Origin of the sequence: uncultured Ruegeria sp. (assembly GCF_947500045.1) — a bacterium.
In the GTDB taxonomy this organism is placed as follows: Bacteria; Pseudomonadota; Alphaproteobacteria; order Rhodobacterales; family Rhodobacteraceae; genus Ruegeria.
Genome location: NZ_CANMQQ010000008.1, coordinates 182,961 through 201,916, shown reverse-complemented (window position 1 = coordinate 201,916; position 18,956 = coordinate 182,961). Strand labels below are relative to the sequence as shown.

Genomic DNA, 18,956 nt, shown 5'->3' with positions numbered 1-18,956 from the left:
ATAGGCAGTTAGACTATTGCCGGAGGGTTCCGGCGCGGCGCGTCATATCGCTGTTGCGAAAACCAGGTCATCGTCGGCTCGATATCGCTCTGGGTATTGCCACCTTGCAGCGTGTAACCGGCCGCAAGCCAGGTGAACCCGTCATCAGTCACTTCGGCGCAGTTTGTGTAATCGCCCCATTTACCCAAAGACGGTGTGTGGGTGCCTCGCCGTGCGAGGGCAAGTCGCCATGTTCCATCTATGTCGTCATATGTTCCGACGACATGGCTTGGATGCAGGTTCCCTCCACCTGCGAAAATCGACAACCCGACATCGCCAAATCGGTTAACGGCCGTTGAGGGGTAGGAGAACGCAATCTGATCGTTCCAGATATCCGGCTCGTCAATCAGCGACATAGTCGCCTCGTCGATGCGAACGGTCCGGGCAAACGGGCGCGGCCTGTTGGCCTGCTGGTTCGCCGCCCACATGAACCCCAGAACACCCCGTCCCAACCATCCGGCAGTTATGCGCGGGTCGGTTCGGGACATCCAGTCACCGCCGCCAGCTGTTGGGGCAGAGTAGCTGCCGGCAAACCAAGGTGTCACGTCAATGTCGAACTCATCAACGTCAGGGGAGTTCTCTGGCCATCTGAACACGCGGATTTGCGAGTTCGTATTGTGACTGGCGAAGTACATCGATCCGCGTGCACCTTGGACACATCGCAGGGAAAAGTTATCCTGCGTTTCGAATATGTCAAAGGACAGTCCGGCTGCTGCAGCAAGCTCGTCCAGTGAAATTCGCAGGATGACGGACCTTGTGAAAAGATTGCTGCCAGCCGAGAAGACATTGGTTCCGGCGTACAAATAGTTTTCGGAAAGGGAAACGTGGTTATAGTCAAACCATTCGCCGTTCCATGCCGGATCAATTCCTGAGGGCGTGAAATCCCAAAGGTTCCAGCTGTCGTTTCCAAGTGTGCGGCCTTGCTTGACGGCGACACGCAACGTGTTGGTACCATTCTGTTCAATATATTGAAGCAGCCAGATCAACAAATCCCGACTGGGGTCATAGACAGTGGTCTGATCGCAGCAGAAACCGCCATCCGCAGGAGGGAACAATGTGAACGGGCTCATATGAGACCAGCTTTGTCCCCCATCCAAAGACCGGCTTGCATACCAGTTTCCGGTCGCCAGAATCTGATTTCCGTTGTTGGATACCGTGGGTTCACCGACGGTCGACGTTTGTCCGTTAGTATCAAAATCTGTAAGGTTAACTGTATTGAATATCCTTGGCTGATGGGTCGAGGGCATGGCAGCCTCCGTAATTTTCATGTCTAAATGTGAATAATTAATCAGTAGTCCAGATCTGTTGGGTCCGCTTCGCTGGCGGCGCTGGCCGAATTGTCTTCCTCAAGTGGCGGACCACCCTTGCGGCGGACTTTGGATACTTTCTCGTCGCGTTCGCTGAGGGTTTGGGGTGGCATCAGACCTGATGCTCCGGCCCGTTCGCCCAAAGCGGAATGGGCGGACGGTTGTGGTCGAACTTTGACATTTCCCTTGCGGGTACTGTGCTTCTTATTTGCTTGATTTGCCATTCATCTCTCCTATCCGCTCGTTAACATTCGCTTCCGAATTGGCAGGTCGTTCGATGATGTAGAATGAAGCAATTCTATCAGATCTTGCGCGATCCTTCAATTGAACCGATACATATGCGCCTTTGATGACAAAGATTGTCAGCTCAAAGGGGAAACATTCTGGATAAACGCCCGGACTGTGGAAACAGGCAGGCCTGCAAAGAATGATATATGTCGGGTTTGCCGCCAAAGATGGATGTCGCGATCTTGCCGGTTTCATCCACGGCAGGAAACCAACCGCCATACCGGTGGTCTATGAAGTGATCATTCGCGTAGCCCCAGAGCATCCTGTACCAACGTTCGTCTTCTGGATTTCTGTCAATTGTGATCAAAGCAGCAACCGCACTAATCGCTTCGGTGACAGGCCACCAAAACCGAGATGCGTTGGCAACCTGACCATCAAAATCCAAGGTGTAGGCTAAACCGCCACCGGGAAGCCAAGCATCGTGCAAGGCCTGTTCGATTAGCTGTCTGGCAGAATACGGTGCACCTGATTCCGGTCGACCCGACAGGTCCCAATGTTGCAGTTGTAACCGGCCCAGCTCAAACGAATGTCCCGGAGTCGTTCCGGCAGGGCGGAACATCGGATCGCCTGCATAAGAGCGATCGATCTGCCAGTCGCGCGTATAGTGCTCGGGTAATCGCCAGTTTTCTTCCGGGGCTATTTGGCTGATGAAAAAGTCCAATATACGGCCAGCGCGGGATAGATAGGTATCATCCCCTGTTCCCTCGAACGCGGCGAGAAGGGCTTCGACGCCATGCATATTGGCATTCATCCCGCGATAGCTGGAAAATGGTGTCCAATTCCTGTTCCATTCGTCGCAAAACAATCCTGCATCGTCGTCCCAAAAATGCGTATCCAACACCTTTCGGGCGTTCGCCATAAGCTTATCAGCGTTGGGATGGCCTGCCTGTTTTGCGCTGGCCGCGGCAAGAAGAACGAAGACATGCCCATAAGCAAGCTTTCGGTCATCTTTGACCCTGTCGCCGTCCAAAGACCAGAAATATCCACCGAACTCCGGATCTTGGTGATGGCTTTCAAGATAAGTCATGCCGTGGTCGATGATCTTTTCAGCGCCTTGAAAGCCAACCAGATGGCCCAGCGCATAGGAATGAACCAGACGAGTGGTGGTGTGCAATTCCTGTAACTTACCGGGCTGAGGAGAGCCGTCATGATTGAGCAGGAAGAAACCCGGCCCGTTCCGGCAGCTTGCGTTGAAGAACTCAAGCTGGCGACGTGCCTGTCCCATCAACCATGCCTGATGCTTAGGCGTGTCCAGCCAAAATCCCGTTTCAGAATTCGATCCCGCAGGTTGTGGCCGATCCATTGTCATTATATCTATCCTGCCTGTGTTGAGCGGTGGCATGGGGCGTGTTTCCGCATAGACGCGGGTGGGGTATCAGGGACAGCATTCGCATTAAATCCGCACAGTTGGTAGGCGTCATTTTTTGCTTAAAGTACTACAATCCCCCACCTGTTTTGTCACAGACGCTTGCGGAATTGTACTATTAATGCACTGCTTTGAATGGCTAATCCGTACCCTACGGTCACCGGGCATAGCCAGATGGAACCACATCATATAGTCTCGCTTGCATCTTGCGCGCCGCCGGAGGGCGGAGCGAGGGGGGAGTGATTGCTAACATGAGACTTTGCAAGGGGGGCATGTTCTCAATCTTGAGCTCTGGTTCAAGCGTCGTCAGGTACTTGCATAGCCAAGTACTGGCTGGATGTGGTGTGCGCTAATGGTATTGCACCCGACCGGCCCCGATACCGATCTTGGCGCGATGGAACATCGGCATCTAACGGTCATGATGGTGGATCTTGTCGGATCCACGGTGCTTGCCCAGACACTTGACCCCGAGGATTTGCTGTCGACGACGCTGTATTATCAGAAACTGGTTGAGCATGCGGCAGAGGCATTTGGGGGCAGCGTTCTGCAGATTGTCGGAGACGGCGTCCTTGTGGTTTTCGGTTGGCCCTCATCGTCTGAGAACAACGCCGAAAGGGCCATGCGTTCGGCGTTACGGATTCATTCGGATCTGGCTGCATTGTCCGGCCCGGTCGAACTGAAATGCCGGATAGGCATCGCATCAGGTGTTGTGCTGGTCGGGGATATCGCACTTGGAAGCAACGTTCAGCCCGATGCGATTTTTGGATCGACGCTCAATCTTGCTGCGCGGCTACAGTCATTAGCCGAGCCCGGCGGTACGCTGGTATCGGCTGCAACGCGCGCTTTGGGGGCCGAGCAACTTGCGTTCCATGCGCTCGGCGCCCAAAGCCTTGCAGGATTTGATCGGCCTGTCCCCGTCTATCGATTGGCAGGTGAAGCCCAAGATCAAATGCGAGGGAATGACCCGACGCCGTTGATTGGCCGCGACGTCGAACGCGCGCAACTTCGCTCAGCATGGGCTGATGCAGAGGCAGAAAAAGGGAGAGTGATCTACCTTCAGGGCGAGGCAGGAATTGGCAAATCCCACCTTATCCGGGACCTGCGCGCCTCGGTGGGGCCACAAGCGTGGGTAACTTATCATTGTAGCCCGTTCCATGTGAACACTCCGTTCTTTCCATTTACATCCCAGATTGAGCGCTGGTGCGGCATTCAAGATCGTGACGATGTCGCGACCCGGCGCGACAGGTTGTCGGAACATCTGAGTGATATTCTGGACGACGGTCAGTTAAGTACTTTGTTCTTTGTCCTTGCGCCAGGACCCGGTGATAGTGGACCGGCAAGCGAAGAAGAGCTGCACGCGAACCTCGTCATCATTTTTCGCCGCGTCTGTGAAGAGTTAAGTCGCGAAGGCGCTGTGCTTGTTGTGGTGGAGGATCTGCAATGGGCCGATCCTTCAACTTTGTCGATTTTGCAAGACGTGGCAGAGCAGCTTACCAACTTGCCTGTTCTGTTTTTGGTGGCCGCGCGCTGCCCTGTGCCACAGGCGATGGAAAACAGCATCCCCTCGCTCGAGGTTGTTACCCTTCCACCGCTTGATGATGAGACTGCTGCGGCCCTGGTGGGCGCGGCCTCGGATGCGCAGCTTGACGATGAGACGGTGGCGCGGATCGTGTCACGCGGAAACGGCATTCCGCTTTTCATCAAAGAATGCGCGGCTGTTATGGCGGCTTCACCGGGACGGACGGTGGGGAGCATTCCTGCCTCGCTTCATGACCTGCTGGCGCAACAGATCGACGACGTGGGTGATTTACGTCGCGCCGCGGTTGAGGCGGCGGTCATAGGCAATACCTTCAGCGCACCACTTGTGGCCCATGTCAGCGATATTTCAGAAGCCGAGGCCAAAGATGCAATCAATCAGCTGGTCGCTACTGGCATATTGCAGCACCTGCCCGGGATGGGCGGCAGCACTGATGAGGTTTGGTGCTTTCGGCATGAGCTTGTTCGCGAAGCGGCCTATCAAAGCTTAGTACGAGATCGGCGCGCACTATTGCATCGGCGCGCTGCAACAGCGTTGGAAACACAGCCCGAAGCGGCACGCCAACCTGAACAAATCGCGCGACACTGGGAACTGGCGGGCGCGATCGAACGGGCTGTGGCCGCATGGATCGAAGCCGCGCGGTTGAACCTGCGACGCCATGCCAACCAAGAGGGTACACAGCATGCCAAGAACGGATTGCGCTTGCTGGGCAAACTGCCCGCTGAACGTCGCGATAAGGCCGAACTGGCCTTGCAGTTCCTGCTTGCGGCCGCCGAACGCGTCCGGATCGGTTACGGAGCAGAGCCCGCAATCAAGGCCTTTGACCGCAGCTTTGAACTTGCCAGAAAACTCGGGGACCGCCGCACTTTAGTGCGCGCAGGCCGGGGCCTGTTTACCGCAGCGATGGTCAAAGGGGATTATCACACGGCCGAGCAATGGGGTCAGGCGATGATTGATGCCTATGAGGATCATCATACGCGCATGGTCGGGAATTATGTATGTGGGTCCGCACTTGCGCCGCGTGGTCAGTTCCCGGCAGCGGCGGCAGCGCTTGACAGGGCAGCCTCTCATGCCGAAGCACACGCAGCCGAGGCTGGAAACAGTCCTGATGTAGCCGCGATGTTGCAGATCGAAAGCATGGGGGCATTAGTCGACAGCTTTCAGGGAAACACCGAACGTGCACTGGCACGCGCCAAAAGTGCAGTGGATGCAGCGGGCGCGCTGGGGCAAACACTGACATTAGCGAACGCGATGCATTGGCAGGCCGAAATTCATATGCAGATCGATCACCGTGATTATCCGCAGCTTGCCGAAAGGCTTGAAAAAATTGTTCGGGACGATTTAGGCCCTTATTATAAAGCGGTCGCGACAGCGCATCTTGCAGGTGCCGCGATACGCACGGGAGACGCTGCAAAGGGTGTCGCGCTACTGCAATCGGCATGGGATAACATGCACGCGACCGGAGCCGAGGCCGCTGGGGTTCTCGTCAATACCGAACTTGCGCGGGGCTTTTTGGACCTTGGCGATACTCCGCAAGGTCTCGAAGCGATCGAGGCTGGTTTGAACTGTGCGGAGCGCATGGACGAACGGAACTATGAGGCCGAGCTTTACCGGATCAGGGCAGCGTTGCTGATGAAGCAGGGCGGCGGGTCCGGTGAAGCTGAGGCCGCGTATCGAAAGGCGGCAGAGGTCGCACGTAGTCAGGGTGCGATCCTCTATGAGAAACGTGCGCTGAACGATCTGGTCGGAATCCGGCCCTTTGATACCGAGATTGCAGCGCGTCTCGCAGAGTTGGATGCCGATGGGGTTTCGGCCTAGGGTCGCCGGCCCAAAGCGCAGTCTTCCGGGGCAATCTTTAGTCCGACAAAATCAGCGACCTGCGCGAAGGATGAAGTTTTTAACAGCATCCGATGGCCCGTCTTGGAAAAAGTTTTGGCCGAGTAAAGGTTTTTGGAAACCATCGGGTTATTCATAAGCTGCGTTATTGCATCATACCCTACCATTGACGTCATCAGGTCACCCATAATGACGGTTCCCTTGTGCTGTTCGGCAAACAGGCCGGGAAACAGCTCGATCCGATCAACATTGCAATACAGCTTGCTCAGGTCAGCAACGAGTTCGTCGGCAAAGGGTTGATCTCCGACAAGGTCTGCAATGCTGGCGTGTCTTGTGCGACGAAAGTGATGTCGGTAGTCATTCAACGAAGGAAGCCGCGCTTTGCGCGTCAGCGCAACAGTAGCTTCAACGGGCGAGGGTGCGCCCGGTGCTGGCCGTTCAAACAGGAATTCAGGTGTGTTGCGCAGCGATATCCGCGCTGCAGGCTGACGAGAGAGTGAGCGGATCATTTCCGCAAGCCCCGTTTGTTCGACCAGCCGGGGGTTGAACCGGAATCCGTCCGGACCGATCTGGGCCCCGTCGATAATGAACCGTTCGGGGATCATTGAATGCCAGCGGTACAACAGATTGAATTCAATCGCGATCTGATTTGATTGATGCCAGCGTTGCCAACGATTGACGCCCACAGGCAGATGAAATGGCATGTTTGCCACGTGGCTGATATAGTCCTCGATCACCAGCTTGATCAGTAGCGCGATCAATGTGCAGCGCGTGGTCTGGAACACACGCTCTTTGTCCCAGCCTTCTGTGCCGCGCTTTTCGCGCCAAAGAAGATCGGCAAATGTATTGTGCGCTCGCATCATCAAAGTGTTGATGGCGGTGTAGCCGATCGTACCGTTTCCGTTGTCGAGTCCGGTTGCGTGAAAATCAAGCAATCTCTGATCGATTTCATTGCAGGTCAGCTCGGGGTGAGCGCGTTTCAGCGAATTTCGCAGTTTGCAAGGATCGTGAAGTTTCCGCCCGGCATTCTCACCCTGGGCAAGGCTGCCGTCAAAGGGCGGTGCCAGCTTGACGCCGCCGGATTGATCTTCGTGAAACAGCTTCGGCGGCCACATCTCGCCTTTGTCATCCATTCGAAACGCCAAGCGGTGGGTCATTTCGCCGGTCTCGGGGTCTCTTTCGCGCAGCATGTCGGTTTGAAAGTCGTTCAACCCGTAGATCTGACATAAATCGACCTCGTGGTTTGAATCCGTCTGATCGACCGGCCCGGACGATCCGAACGTGCGCAGGAAACTGTCCGTAAACCATTGCGCGACCGAGATAAAAAGAACTGTCGTCCCTTGCGGGCACATCAAGGTGAGCGGGCCGCCATCAGCTTGTGTCCGGCGGCGAAACAGATCGGCCACTTCGCTTTCAAATGGCAGGATCGGCGAAGGATTCTGAGGTGGGGTGTGGCGACCGATCCAGCGATGGGAATAGACTCCTGACCACGTTGTATAGTCCGCGCCCAGTGTGTAGGGCCGCGGCCGGTGAATCCGCGCCGCATTTGCCAGTCGCATGGCCGAGATGTAGCTTGTCGCGCGTGGGGCAATCTTGAACCCAAGTTTGATCAGATCATCAACATTCAGCATTTAAGTAGCTCCAACTGATCATCGGTTTGGAAACCGGGCGCGCGCCAGGCTCAGATAAGCCTTAAGCCGGATTGCGTTGATCGGTCCCAGAGGTTCGTGTTCAGCGGTCACTCGCCAAGGGGAAAATGACATAGTGTCGCCGTCATGGGGATCAAATTTTGCGTCTTTGGAAATGGTGACATCTGCAACGGGCGTGACCGTGTGGTGAAACGGGTCGAGCGGTGCGTCCGGCCCCGGTTCGCAGGCCCATCTGATGCGGTTGTCGAGCTGATCAAACCCATCACCGTCGCGTGGAGGTTCGATTATGCAGAACTCAAATCGATTGTCGCCCTCGGCAACGTCGTTTCGTAGCTTCTGGCTGATACCGTCAGCTTCATCCACCGGCTTTGTCGCAGTCTTATGTCGAACACTGCGGGCAAGGTATCGAACAGTCAGGTCCGGCCCCAGCCGATAGGGCGTGGTTGACCAGAAATGTGCCTCGAATGGCGATTGCATGTAGTTCGATGCAAAATCACTCGCAATCCTGAGGCGTTGCTTGCCTTTCCGTGTAGCAAAGGCGCGAAACCCGGCGCGCAGGCCTCTGGCAATCAGCTTTAACGACCACTTGCGCCGTTTGTTTGCCGCATGTTGCACGGCCTGCAGCGTGGCGATCAGGCTGCTCATACGCTCATATTCGTCGGGGAGGTAGGTGGGGAATGTATCCTGATCGACAAGAACAAAATCAAACTCATCGCTGAGTTGCGAAATGTTGAGATGTGCAAGTGCTTCGGCATCGATCAATTTGGGGCCAGGCACATCAAAAAGCTTGACCGCCATCCCATGAGCATCGGTTTTGCGGTCATCCAGATGCGCACCATTGGAAAAGCGAACTGCCGCTGTGTAGGTTGCAGGCTGGGCGAAAAGACCATGGCGCAATCGTTCCGGTAGCTTGTCCCGGATTGTGAAGGTGGCAGTCACGCATCCATGACTACGTCCGTGCTGCGCCCTTAGCCTTCGGCCTTTCCACTGCGCGACGGCTTCGAGATTTTGGTCGATAACATCGTCAACCACGTCTGAGGATGATGTGTATTGCAAGACATGTGTCAACGAACCCCCTTCCCGGATAAATTCCGGGCAATGATAACCACTTTAACGATGCATGACGGTCTGCATCTTCTAAATGCGCTTAGATTAACCCGTTTTCCATTTTCCTCCAAACGAGTGGGTTCTAAGCAATCTTGCCATATTTTTCGAATTGATCTGGAGCAAGCGTCTCAGCGTTGAAATGGCGTTTGTCATGCATCGAATTGATAAGCTACCAGCAAGCCGATCTGCCGTTAGAGAAGTCAGTCAAATAACTATTGACGCATTCCATGATCTCGGGCACTCAGACTCAAGATGGTTCCCAACGGTTCGCCCGAGGGATGAAAAGGGAATACGGTGAGGATTGCCATAAGGCGCCAAGTCCGTAACTGCCCCCGCAACTGTAAGCGATGAGCTACGCCAAACAGCCACTGGCCCAAGGGTCGGGAAGGTTGGCCGAGCGCGGACCCGCAAGTCAGGAGACCTGCCATCGAAAGTTCAACCAACCCGGGGCGGGGCGTCCTGGAAGGAGGCATAGATGGCACGTCAAGTGCGCGTATACATGACCGATAGCTTCCGCCTGCGCTTGGAAACAAGTGGAGTGGAAAATGCGAATACCGGTTAATCACTTCATTCTCGATCGCGATATCCGCAGAGGTGGTCCGCCTTTGGACGAATCTGGAATATCTAGAAAGTTATGTAATAACATTGCATACAAATTGTTGACGCTGTAAATGGATACGTGATGACGACCAATCTTGATCATATTCTTCTTGTGTGTACGAGCTGCCGGGGAGCCAAATCCGCCGGAACTCTGACCGGAGCGCTGGCGCAAAGCTTGCCCGAGGGGTTTGTGATCCGGCCGGTCCAGTGCATGGCAGGCTGCGACTACCCTACAACCATCGGTTTTCAGGCACCCGGCAAGACGCAATATCTGTTCGGTGGCATCTCCACAGATGAGGATTTGGACGCGGTATTGGAGTTTGCTGACCAGTATCGATGCTGTCCAGATGGCTGGACAAATGCAACTGATCGACCGCGGGCACTGTTCACGAAGACCCTCTCTCGTATGCCTTGGATCCAGCAGGAAGGCGCGGCATGATCAAGCAAACCTTTCTGATCGCCGAAAATCTCGAATATTACGCGCCCAGCGGAGAAGTCTTGCTGCAAGGCGTTTCATTTGAATTGGGCGAGGGGGCCATTCTCGCCATTGCCGGCCCGAACGGTGCTGGTAAAACAACGCTCTTGAATTTGCTTTGCGGGGCAGAGGCGCTGGCTTTTGGTGATGTTTGCATCAATGGACAAAGTCTAAAGCACCTATCTGCAAAAGAACGTGCTCGAATGATCGCTGTTGTAAGTCAGCAAGAGTTTCCAGACGCGCGGTTGACGTTGCGCGACTATGTGGCATTGGGGCAGATTCCCATTCGTGCAGATCGCTCGACCGAAGATCACGCGCGCGAACTCGACCGGATACTGAACCTCACTCATCTTGGTGCTCTGGCGGAAAAGCGGTTGGCGCAACTTTCCGGGGGTGAGCGTCAACGCGCCCATATCGCGCGGGCGTTAGCGCAGAACCCATCGCTGCTGTTTCTGGATGAACCAACCAATCATCTGGACCCGGACGCCAAAGGGCGGATGCTGTCGCTTGTGGCCGATCTTGGCATCACGGTTGTGATGATCGTGCACGACCTTGTCATGATCCCGGAATTTGCGACCCATGTGGCTTTGATGAAATCCACCCGCCTGACCGGCTTTGGCACAGTGGCCGATGTGCTGACGCCCGAACGGGTCCGCGAAACCTTTGGCGTCGACTACATGCGCTTTCATCATGAAGGCCGCGTGATCCCGGCGCTAGATATCCGAAGAACTACCGTTTCAACTTAAAATCAGGAGAATGTTGATGAAACAAATCTGGTCCGTGGCTCTGGTCACTGCCATTGCAAGCAGCGCTGCGGCACATGAGGTCACCGTCGACAATTGCGGCGAACCTCTGGTTTTTGAGACTCAGCCCGAGCGGTTGGTCGTACATGACATGAACATGACTGACATGGCATTTGCTTTGGGGCTGCAGGACAAGATCGTTGGACTGACCGGCATCACAGGCTGGTATAAAACCAGCCCCGAATTCGACACGTTGCGTGGTGACATTCCGGAACTTGCGCCAAAATATCCCACTGTTGAGAACCTTGTGGCTGCGGACCCAGATCTGTTTTTCGCAGGTTGGTATTATGGCATGAAACCCGGCGGGGACGTGACCCCGGACACGTTGGAGCCTTTCGGGATCAAGACGATGATCCTGACTGAAAGTTGTGTGCATCTGGACAAAAAGCGCCCCAAAGCCAGCATGGACTTACTGTTTGAGGATGTGCTGCGGTTGGGCAAAGTCATGCACGTCGAAGACAAGGCCCAGGCACTTGTGAGCGATTGGAGAAGTGAGTTGGCCGCGATCGAGGCACAGACTGCTGATCTGTCGAAGCCCCGCGTTTTCCTGTTGGATGGCCCCGCAGATGCACCTTTCACTGCAGGGAAATTTGCCATTCCAGACGCCATGATCTCGGCGGCGGGTGGCGAGAACGTCACCCATGATATGGAAACAAGCTGGGGCCGTACCTCGTGGGAAGCTGTTGCCGCATCCAACCCGGAGTTCCTGGTGTTGCTGGACTATCAGACTGGCAACGGAGCAGCAGATACCTTCAAGTTCCTGCAAGAGCATCCAGTGATGTCGCAAACCGATGCGGTCAAAAATGAACGCTGGATAGGTTTGCGGTACGAAGAGTTGACACCTGGACCGGCAAATATCGAGGCAATCTCGAAGATGGCGCAAGCAATGCACCCAGGTCTCAACTGATATGGGCCGATTGGGCCTGACACTTCTGTTGGGGGCGGTCGTCTTGGCCGCCCTCGTGCTGGTTTCAACGATTTATGGAACCACCTCCATCCCTGTGTCTGAGACACTCACAGCAATATTGCGGGGTACAGGCATTGGAGAAGGTGACATGTCACCTGTGCATCGGATCGTATTCGACCTCAGGCTGCCCCGCGCCTTGTTCGCGGCCGTGATAGGCGCCGGTCTCGGAATTGTGGGCGTGGTTCTTCAAACCACAACACGCAACGATCTGGCGGACCCTTTTCTCTTTGGTCTGTCCTCGGGCGCTGCTGCCGGGGCGGTATTTGTCATCACCGTGACAGGAGACATTTTGGGTTTCTGGACCCTGCCGCTGGCCGCTTTTTGCGGAGGGCTTGTTGCGTCGGGCGTCGTGCTGGCCCTAGTTCACGGACTGCGCACTAGCGCACCAGAGAAGCTGATCCTTGCTGGTTTGGCGGTCTCTTTCCTGTTTTCGGCCATCACCAACTATCTGATATTCGCCGGCGATAACCGCGCCGCGCATTCGGTGATATTCTGGATGTTGGGCGGTCTGGGTTTGGCCCGGTGGGAGACGTTTCCACTTGTCTGTGCTGGGCTGATCCTGATCCTGACCTATTCGCTGTATCGCAGCCGTTGGTTGGACGCGCTGTTGACCGGGGATCTGACTGCCACAACTCTTGGCGTTCCCGTTCAGGGGTTGAGATTCAGCATGTTCTTCACAGCGGCTTTGGCGACGGCGGTTTTTGTCTCTGTGGCGGGGGTGATCGGATTTGTCGGTCTGATGGTACCGCATATTGCCCGCGGTATCGCGGGACCTTTGCACAGCCATCTTCTGCCAACCGCTGCAATCGTAGGCGCGGCTTTGCTGACAGGTTCTGATATCCTCAGCAGGCTCCTGCTCGCCCCGCAGGAACTGCCGGTTGGGATTGTCACTACTTCCATAGGTTCAGTTTTTGTATTCTTGCTGTTGTTCAGAACGGCAAGAAACCAGCGATAAAGGTACACGACCGCCCGAGGCAGGGTAGGGCGATGAACAAACTTTTGCCCTTGCACTGATTTTCCGTCGCGCTGATTGCGTTCGACCTGGAGCTGGCACGCCTAGCAATCTTTATCGGTCGCGAGGACAGACATCCCTGTCGAAACGTCAAAGAAAACAAAAGGTGCCCGACCTCATCCCGGACAGTACTTGATAGACTGTCCCCCGACCACAGCGTTCACCCGGATGAGAATTTTGCAAGAGTCACCGATCCGGCAAATGCTATCTGTTGATTAAAGCTGACGACATAGTGTCGGTGTCAGTTATGCCCCAGATCGCCGCTACCGACGCCGACATAGGTTTCAAATCCCGACCCCAGAACCAAGGCTGACGAGTAGATGTTACGCAGGTCCACCATGCGGGCCGATTTCATTGTCTCGGCCAATTCACTAAGGTTCAGCGCACGGAATTCGTTCCACTCGGTCAGCAAGACAACCGCATCAGCGTCGGCGGCGGCCGCATACGGGTCGTCCAGCCAGTCGACGCCCGGCAACAGGGCTTCGCCTTCGGCGCGGCCCTGTGGATCAACCACGCGCACACAAGCACCGCCACCGATCAAGGCCGGGACGATAGTCAATGAAGGCGCATCGCGCATATCATCGGTATTGGGTTTGAAGGTGACACCTAACACCGCCACCGTCTTGCCATTGAAGCTGTCATCACAGACATCCCGGATTTTCTCGATCATCCGCTTCTTGACCTCGTCATTGACGCGAATGACCGTTTCTGTGATTTGCATTGGGTGGGCGTGATCTTGCCCGATCCGGGCAAGCGCCGCGGTATCTTTCGGAAAACACGAGCCGCCATAGCCGGGGCCTGCGTGCAGGAATTTGTTACCGATACGACCATCCAGACCAATGCCGCGCGCGACTTCTTTGACATCTCCACCAGCGCGTTCACACAGCCCGGCGATTTCGTTGATGAAAGTGATCTTAGTCGCAAGGAAAGCATTCGCCGCGTATTTGATCATTTCGGCGCTTTCCAGATCGGTGGTCAGGATCGGGAAGTCTCTCAGATAAAGAGGGCGGTAGATTTCTGCCATAACTTCCGTCGCACGCTCGTTTTCAACGCCAACGACGACACGGTCCGGGCGCATAAAATCATCGATCGCAGCCCCTTCGCGCAGGAACTCAGGGTTCGAAGCCACGTCGAATTCTGCCTTGGGATTGGCAGCCGAGACAACAGCATGAACCTTACGGTTGGTGCCAACCGGAACGGTCGATTTGGTAACGACAACAGTATAGTCGGTGATTGCCTGCGCGATTTCTTCGGCGGCAGCCATTACATAGGTCAGGTCGGCGTGCCCATCTCCGCGTCGCGTCGGCGTGCCAACCGCAATAAAGACCGCATCCGCCCCATCGACCGCAGCACCGAGGTCGGTGGTGAAGGTTAGACGACCCGCCGCCACGTTCTTGGCCATGAGCGTGTCAAGGCCGGGCTCATAAATAGGCACCTCGCCAGCTTGAAGCATTTCGATCTTGCGTTCGGATTTATCGACACAGACCACATCGTGACCAAAATCCGAAAAGCAGACTCCGGAAACCAAGCCGACATATCCCGTGCCAATCATTGCAATACGCATTAATCGAATTCCTTCCTATTGTTCTCGCCAACGGCACGCCATGGGTTCTGATTTAGATATGGCTTAACAACCGTGAGAGCCCGTCGTTTATATCCATTCGTGTGTTGGCCGAATTACACCGGGCCACCGTTTTGAGCCTGAGTGCCGCATTGATACTTGTGCTAGGTCAATCTCAACGGGTCGCTGTTCTTCGTGACGGAATATGCCTTTTGTGGTGGATTGTTCAAGTGCCGTTAACGCGGCTGAAGAGTACTCAAGCATGGATCCGTCAACACGGGGTAAGGCACGTCGGCAAAAAGGTCAGTGAGGCCAGTCCTTACATGCGCAATTGCGCTCGACCGAGAGTGATTTAACATTAGAAGTCAAATCATAAAAGTATCAGCGGCCGAAGCGGCCGGCCAAGCATTGTCAAAATATTTGAAATCATTGGTCGGAGTGAGAGGATTCGAACCTCCGACCCCTGCCTCCCGAAGACAGTCCCGGCCCCTTTGTTCACGCTATAACCCCTATTTTCCCCTCGTTTGGTCACGTTTCAGAGCCTTTCAGATAGGGGGTTTTCGTTACGCGTAACAGAAACTCTGATATTAGCCTGTGCAAAAGTGGACGCCCTTACTCCAGCCATCCAATCGAATTATCCGGTAACATCTTCCGCACAGGCCAAACGTTTTCCCGGCTGACATAAATGGTACTCCGGGTTTCACTTCGATGTCTTTACCATCAATATTGATTTTCATTACCTTCTCTCCACTGCTCTAAGTGCTGTTGCCTGATGTTCCGGTGAATGATGCCCGTAGATCTTTTCAATCGTCTCAACTGAGGTCGAAAAGAACCCGGCTGCGTCCCATGTGCTTGCGCCATTCTGGAGCGCCCAGGTTATAGCCGTGTGCTTCAGTGTGTGGGGTGTAACGTCCTTTAAACCGGCACGTCTCACAGCGTTGTTAAATGAACGCTTTAAACTGCCGACGCGCGCGCCCTCATACTCTACAGCCCATCTCTGACCGTTGGCTCTCCAAATCTTGAGATGCACGGCCAGTTGGCGGGGTATCTTAGCTGGCTTTCTGGCCTTTTTGGTCGAGCGTTCTGAATCGCCTTTGCGGTACATCAGGCCATTCTCCAGGTCGAACCGTCCCCCAAGTGTGTTCCGCTCGAAACCCATTCGCAGAATAGCGTCCTTACGAGTGCCGGTGTACAGGGCGATGATGATGAACTGCGCGAGGTGTCTGGTTTTATCGCCGGTACGGGCTGCATTGAGCAGTCGTGCCGCCTCCTGCCGTGTTAACCACCTTTCTTTGGGCTCTGTTTTGTCTGGCATCGTCACTGCTGGGGCGTTGGTCAGATAGCCTTCGCCGTGGCAGTAGTTGATAGCCGCCCTAAGTGTTCCTAATTCCTTTCGGGCAGTGCCTTGTGAAATTGGCTCAAACTCAATCGGTTCCTTGGTTTTAGGGTCGCGCTTTACAACCTTCTTTCGCCACTTCGCATATCGGCGGCATACTTCACCGCGCACATCGGATACTTTTAGATTTCCCCAAAATGGGGTTAAGGCTTCGACCGCGTACATTATCCTTGCCGGATCTGCGACGGTTGGAACATGTTCCTCAACGTAGATAGTCAGAACGCGGTCGCACGTTACGTTCGCTGGTTCATTGGCAGCACCTTGCCGTCCCTTTGTTGCGATGTACGTCGCAAGGACTCTCTCAGCTTCTGCACGGCCTGAATGGCCTGTGGATCTTGGGGGCTTTCCCGTGTCGAGGATATACCAGTTTGCTCTATGGTCGTACTTATGGAGTCGGGCTCCTTTGCTGGGCCTTGGCATTTCTTAATTAGCCTCCGGTAATCATTTCTATCTATTCCGTAGCCGCGCCCTATTTTTATTAGCAAACCATGCTCGGCAGCGGCGTTGCGAATTGCTTCTTTGGCGAAACAGCGCAATTCTTCAGTCGCCTCATCAAGCGATGCAATGTTGGGTATCGTTGTCATCTCGCCTCCTTATGCCGTTCATCGAAAGAAATGCTAATTTCCTGGCAGTAAGTGACTGACATGAAGCTACTCACATAGAGGGGTGGAAAGCACTCGTCGCCAAAGAAATTGTCACCAATTTTTAGCCGTGCCCGATTGACACGCCCGCATTCGTCCGAATTACCAAATTCAACGTGGATTTCGCCACAGAGAGAGTTGTTTAAGTCTACAGTGAAGGGTTTGCTGCCTACAAAATTATCATCATTGTAGAAGAGTACATGACCCTTCACCTTTGCGATGTTGAAGTCAGTGTCGGTCATCCCGCCGCTTTCTGCAGAACCTGCCCGCTATTCATTTTGATATACAGACGCGCCTGCTTCATGATTGGTTCATGGTGGGCTGCGATGTAATCGATAATCAGTTCTTGCTCGTCTAACTTCTGTTGCCGTTTGAGGCGTCCGCGCTTGATGTTGACGATGTTCAATGCTGCGCGTTTATAGCGTAGCGCTGCCTTGGCCTTGATGTACTGAATGCTCTGCTTTTCGCCTTGAGCGTCCAGAATATCCATTCTCTCTTCGATGGCCGCCACAATGGATGTCAGCAGCGCGAACGCGTCATCGCAATCATTCTCAGTTATTACATCGTCAACGGTCCAACCGTCGTTGATTTCGATAATCGGGATTTCGATATCGTCGTTCATCCTTCCTCCCCCCTTACCGGGTCATAGTTGGAGTGGGTCATGGGGTTACTTCCTGAACGTCAAGAGCGATGAATGTAGTTTCACAATTAGAGCACTCGATTTTTGGGGTCTCGGATGCGCCGTGCTTTACAATCTTAAACGTGGCTGATCCGCAGTCAGGGCAGTTCAGTAATCTCCGGTGGTCTCGCGCGGTCCCCTTGAATTCAAGGACACTCATGGTTTTCTGCTCCAAGGAGGCGACCAACGCAAAATCACCTGGGCTGGCCTAAGCACACCGTTGCCCATTGCGTTCGCGGGACGAATTTCCAAATCAAGGTTTTCCAGATTCAGGACGATCCAAGCCGGTGCATCTAGTGTGTGGCCCGCGCAATGTGAGTAGGTAGCAACCCCCGCCGCATTGAGTTCTCGCAGTAGTGGCGCAAGTTCGCAGTCCGAAAAAAACTCAAATCCATCTGCAAGGGTTATCGTCTCTTGCCGATGGTGAGGGCCACTTTTGCAGGGTTCATGCGTTTTCTTCGAGTATCGCGGCTTCGGGATGGGTTGAGAGGGCGCATTCGGTGCAGCGCCGAAACTTTTCCAATCGTTGTTACCGGGCTTGTTTCCCATCTACCCATCTCCTTGTTGTGTGAGGGCTGACATGGCGGTGTACCGGCGCTGATAGTCGGCTTGCGCGGCCGCTTTGGCCACCTCGTTCGACCCATATCCGGTTGAGACAATGACCTGCGGCCCCCACCACATACTGTCTTTGACAAAATACCTGCCAAACTGGGTTAGAGCACTCTCGCTTGAACCTTCCTCTTGTATGTGCGGATCACTTTCCCAAATCAGCGGCTTCACCTCCCGCGCCTTTGCAAGCTGGGATTGGAGGGCTTCGATCTCGGCCTCATAATGCCGTACCGTGTGAATGATATGGTCGGCATATGACGGGCTTAGGTGGTCTTTCCGGCGCTCGATCCAATCGGCAAGGTTGAGTATCAGTTCCCGCTCTTGTGTCATGGCTGCCTCCCAAATCTAGCGGCCATCCTTGACAAAACGCCCCATATTTTGTAGCGTTTTAATACACCACATTCGAGGCGCGATCCTCTGGGCGGTCCTTCGGGATCGCCTTTCGCTTTTCTGGGCCAGCGCCCTATAATCAATCCAAACACATACGGCTGCGCGAATGACGGCATCGGCACGTTGTCAAATATCCAAGCGGCTATTCTTCCTCTCATCCTCACTCCCCCTCTGCTTGAGATAGCAGGGCGCGCAAATGGCCCAACAAAATCGCGCGGGCTAGACACTCGTTCCAGACCTCGATCTTCCGCATCCCCTCCTGATGCCAGCCTTCGCTATCCACCTCCCAAATGTGGGCAACCCAAACACCCCCGTGCCGCTGAACAAGGGATTGAATTACCCAGCCTGTACATGCGTCCATAAGCGCCTTAGCGGCGTCGAGTGAGCCGCTGTCTGCAGATTTCGCGATGGTGCCCCAGTGAACGTGTTCCGTGTCTGTCAGAACAGGCTTGAAGTAATTGCTAAAATCGCTGTAGGAGGCCGTTCGCGCCTCAACCTTGTCGTGCAATGTCTTTAGTGCTTGGGTCATGGGGACACCTCGCATGTGCAATCATCAAGGTGCTCTTCGCATTCAACACAGTGGTTTTCACACCAGTTGCAGGGCGCATTGTTAGCATTGCAGTAACAGCCAAGCGGTTCGTGAATTGGATTATCCCCCACATAAACAATCTTTTCGCTAGATTGATTGTGTAGC

18 protein-coding genes, 1 tRNA gene and 1 riboswitch are annotated in these 18,956 nt (G+C 54.6%); of the genes, 5 read left to right on the top strand and 14 right to left on the bottom strand.

The features are described 5' to 3' along the window. Positions 1–8: 8 nt before the first annotated feature. From Q1B46_RS14845 to Q1B46_RS14835, 3 genes are all read right to left on the bottom strand, one after another. Positions 9–1,286 carry a hypothetical protein gene (locus Q1B46_RS14845; RefSeq protein ID WP_299949128.1) on the bottom strand — a complete coding sequence of 426 codons (1,278 nt, stop codon included), beginning with the start codon at positions 1,284–1,286 and terminating at the stop codon, positions 9–11. Between the two features lie 41 nt (positions 1,287–1,327). After that, positions 1,328–1,570 carry a hypothetical protein gene (locus Q1B46_RS14840; RefSeq protein ID WP_299949127.1) on the bottom strand — a complete coding sequence of 81 codons (243 nt, stop codon included), beginning with the start codon at positions 1,568–1,570 and terminating at the stop codon, positions 1,328–1,330. 143 nt (positions 1,571–1,713) lie between these two features. Then, a complete protein-coding gene (locus Q1B46_RS14835) occupies positions 1,714–2,943 on the bottom strand; it encodes an AGE family epimerase/isomerase (RefSeq protein WP_299949126.1) in 1,230 nt (409 codons plus the stop codon). Positions 2,944–3,352: 409 nt separating this feature from the next. On the opposite strand from Q1B46_RS14835, the gene Q1B46_RS14830 reads away from it, so the two are divergent. Then, positions 3,353–6,355 (top strand): adenylate/guanylate cyclase domain-containing protein, encoded by a 3,003-nt coding sequence (locus Q1B46_RS14830; protein ID WP_299949125.1) that lies wholly within the window; start codon positions 3,353–3,355, stop codon positions 6,353–6,355. Here Q1B46_RS14830 and Q1B46_RS14825 read toward each other — a convergent pair. Continuing rightward, positions 6,352–8,004: a peroxidase family protein gene (locus Q1B46_RS14825; protein WP_299949124.1), complete on the bottom strand. Its 1,653-nt coding sequence runs from the start codon at positions 8,002–8,004 to the stop codon at positions 6,352–6,354. The genes Q1B46_RS14830 and Q1B46_RS14825 overlap by 4 nt on opposite strands. 18 nt (positions 8,005–8,022) lie before the next feature. Continuing rightward, positions 8,023–9,090, bottom strand: a complete 1,068-nt coding sequence (locus Q1B46_RS14820) for a hypothetical protein (protein ID WP_299949123.1) — start codon at positions 9,088–9,090, stop codon at positions 8,023–8,025. Positions 9,091–9,365: 275 nt separating this feature from the next. Continuing rightward, positions 9,366–9,573: riboswitch (cobalamin riboswitch) on the top strand. Between the two features lie 238 nt (positions 9,574–9,811). Between Q1B46_RS14820 and Q1B46_RS14815 the strand changes: the two genes are divergently transcribed. Genes Q1B46_RS14815 through Q1B46_RS14800 form a run of 4 tightly spaced genes read left to right on the top strand, consistent with a single transcriptional unit; the run spans position 9,812 to position 12,929 of the window. Beyond that, entirely contained in the window at positions 9,812–10,168 is a 357-nt protein-coding gene (locus Q1B46_RS14815; protein WP_299949122.1) for a DUF1636 domain-containing protein, read from the top strand. Continuing rightward, complete coding sequence (locus Q1B46_RS14810; RefSeq protein ID WP_299949121.1) at positions 10,165–10,950, top strand: ABC transporter ATP-binding protein; 786 nt, start codon at positions 10,165–10,167, stop codon at positions 10,948–10,950. The genes Q1B46_RS14815 and Q1B46_RS14810 overlap by 4 nt, the downstream gene beginning before the upstream one ends. A 16-nt stretch (positions 10,951–10,966) precedes the next feature. Then, a complete protein-coding gene (locus Q1B46_RS14805; RefSeq protein WP_299949120.1) occupies positions 10,967–11,914 on the top strand; it encodes an ABC transporter substrate-binding protein in 948 nt (315 codons plus the stop codon). A gap of 1 nt (position 11,915) precedes the next feature. Next, entirely contained in the window at positions 11,916–12,929 is a 1,014-nt protein-coding gene (locus Q1B46_RS14800) for an iron ABC transporter permease (RefSeq protein WP_299949119.1), read from the top strand. A 298-nt stretch (positions 12,930–13,227) separates the two neighbouring features. Here the strand turns inward: Q1B46_RS14800 and Q1B46_RS14795 are convergent, their stop codons facing one another. The 9 genes from Q1B46_RS14795 to Q1B46_RS14755 all read right to left on the bottom strand — a co-directional run bounded on the left by Q1B46_RS14795 (position 13,228) and on the right by Q1B46_RS14755 (position 18,791). Further along, positions 13,228–14,550, bottom strand: coding sequence for a UDP-glucose/GDP-mannose dehydrogenase family protein (locus Q1B46_RS14795; protein WP_299949118.1), 1,323 nt, complete (start codon positions 14,548–14,550; stop codon positions 13,228–13,230). A gap of 431 nt (positions 14,551–14,981) precedes the next feature. Further along, positions 14,982–15,057 (bottom strand) — tRNA-Ser (locus Q1B46_RS14790). Positions 15,058–15,283: 226 nt separating this feature from the next. Beyond that, positions 15,284–16,108 (bottom strand): tyrosine-type recombinase/integrase, encoded by an 825-nt coding sequence (locus tag Q1B46_RS14785; protein ID WP_299949117.1) that lies wholly within the window; start codon positions 16,106–16,108, stop codon positions 15,284–15,286. A gap of 68 nt (positions 16,109–16,176) precedes the next feature. Further along, complete coding sequence (locus Q1B46_RS14780; RefSeq protein ID WP_299949116.1) at positions 16,177–16,527, bottom strand: hypothetical protein; 351 nt, start codon at positions 16,525–16,527, stop codon at positions 16,177–16,179. After that, a complete protein-coding gene (locus Q1B46_RS14775) occupies positions 16,524–16,826 on the bottom strand; it encodes a hypothetical protein (RefSeq protein ID WP_299949115.1) in 303 nt (100 codons plus the stop codon). Before Q1B46_RS14775 ends, Q1B46_RS14780 begins: the two co-directional genes overlap by 4 nt. Next, positions 16,823–17,206 carry a hypothetical protein gene (locus tag Q1B46_RS14770; protein ID WP_299949114.1) on the bottom strand — a complete coding sequence of 128 codons (384 nt, stop codon included), beginning with the start codon at positions 17,204–17,206 and terminating at the stop codon, positions 16,823–16,825. The genes Q1B46_RS14775 and Q1B46_RS14770 overlap by 4 nt, the downstream gene beginning before the upstream one ends. A 213-nt stretch (positions 17,207–17,419) precedes the next feature. Then, entirely contained in the window at positions 17,420–17,812 is a 393-nt protein-coding gene (locus tag Q1B46_RS14765) for a hypothetical protein (protein ID WP_299949113.1), read from the bottom strand. Further along, positions 17,813–18,202, bottom strand: coding sequence for a hypothetical protein (locus tag Q1B46_RS14760; protein ID WP_299949112.1), 390 nt, complete (start codon positions 18,200–18,202; stop codon positions 17,813–17,815). It abuts the gene before it with no gap. 220 nt (positions 18,203–18,422) lie between these two features. Further along, on the bottom strand, positions 18,423–18,791 hold the full coding sequence (locus Q1B46_RS14755; protein WP_299949111.1) for a hypothetical protein: 369 nt from the start codon (positions 18,789–18,791) through the stop codon (positions 18,423–18,425). Positions 18,792–18,956 lie beyond the last annotated feature (165 nt).

Bases quoted from the DNA above. Each gene is read 5' to 3' on its own strand.
- Q1B46_RS14845 (WP_299949128.1), bottom strand. From the start codon at position 1,286: ATGCCCTCGACCCATCAGCCAAGGATATTCAATACAGTTAACCTTACA.
- Q1B46_RS14840 (WP_299949127.1), bottom strand. From the start codon at position 1,570: ATGGCAAATCAAGCAAATAAGAAGCACAGTACCCGCAAGGGAAATGTC.
- Q1B46_RS14835 (WP_299949126.1), bottom strand. From the start codon at position 2,943: ATGACAATGGATCGGCCACAACCTGCGGGATCGAATTCTGAAACGGGA.
- Q1B46_RS14830 (WP_299949125.1), top strand. From the start codon at position 3,353: ATGGTATTGCACCCGACCGGCCCCGATACCGATCTTGGCGCGATGGAA.
- Q1B46_RS14825 (WP_299949124.1), bottom strand. From the start codon at position 8,004: ATGCTGAATGTTGATGATCTGATCAAACTTGGGTTCAAGATTGCCCCA.
- Q1B46_RS14815 (WP_299949122.1), top strand. From the start codon at position 9,812: ATGACGACCAATCTTGATCATATTCTTCTTGTGTGTACGAGCTGCCGG.
- Q1B46_RS14810 (WP_299949121.1), top strand. From the start codon at position 10,165: ATGATCAAGCAAACCTTTCTGATCGCCGAAAATCTCGAATATTACGCG.
- Q1B46_RS14805 (WP_299949120.1), top strand. From the start codon at position 10,967: ATGAAACAAATCTGGTCCGTGGCTCTGGTCACTGCCATTGCAAGCAGC.
- Q1B46_RS14800 (WP_299949119.1), top strand. From the start codon at position 11,916: ATGGGCCGATTGGGCCTGACACTTCTGTTGGGGGCGGTCGTCTTGGCC.
- Q1B46_RS14795 (WP_299949118.1), bottom strand. From the start codon at position 14,550: ATGCGTATTGCAATGATTGGCACGGGATATGTCGGCTTGGTTTCCGGA.
- Q1B46_RS14785 (WP_299949117.1), bottom strand. From the start codon at position 16,108: ATGTACGCGGTCGAAGCCTTAACCCCATTTTGGGGAAATCTAAAAGTA.
- Q1B46_RS14780 (WP_299949116.1), bottom strand. From the start codon at position 16,527: ATGACAACGATACCCAACATTGCATCGCTTGATGAGGCGACTGAAGAA.
- Q1B46_RS14775 (WP_299949115.1), bottom strand. From the start codon at position 16,826: ATGACCGACACTGACTTCAACATCGCAAAGGTGAAGGGTCATGTACTC.
- Q1B46_RS14770 (WP_299949114.1), bottom strand. From the start codon at position 17,206: ATGAACGACGATATCGAAATCCCGATTATCGAAATCAACGACGGTTGG.
- Q1B46_RS14765 (WP_299949113.1), bottom strand. From the start codon at position 17,812: ATGGGAAACAAGCCCGGTAACAACGATTGGAAAAGTTTCGGCGCTGCA.
- Q1B46_RS14760 (WP_299949112.1), bottom strand. From the start codon at position 18,202: ATGACACAAGAGCGGGAACTGATACTCAACCTTGCCGATTGGATCGAG.
- Q1B46_RS14755 (WP_299949111.1), bottom strand. From the start codon at position 18,791: ATGACCCAAGCACTAAAGACATTGCACGACAAGGTTGAGGCGCGAACG.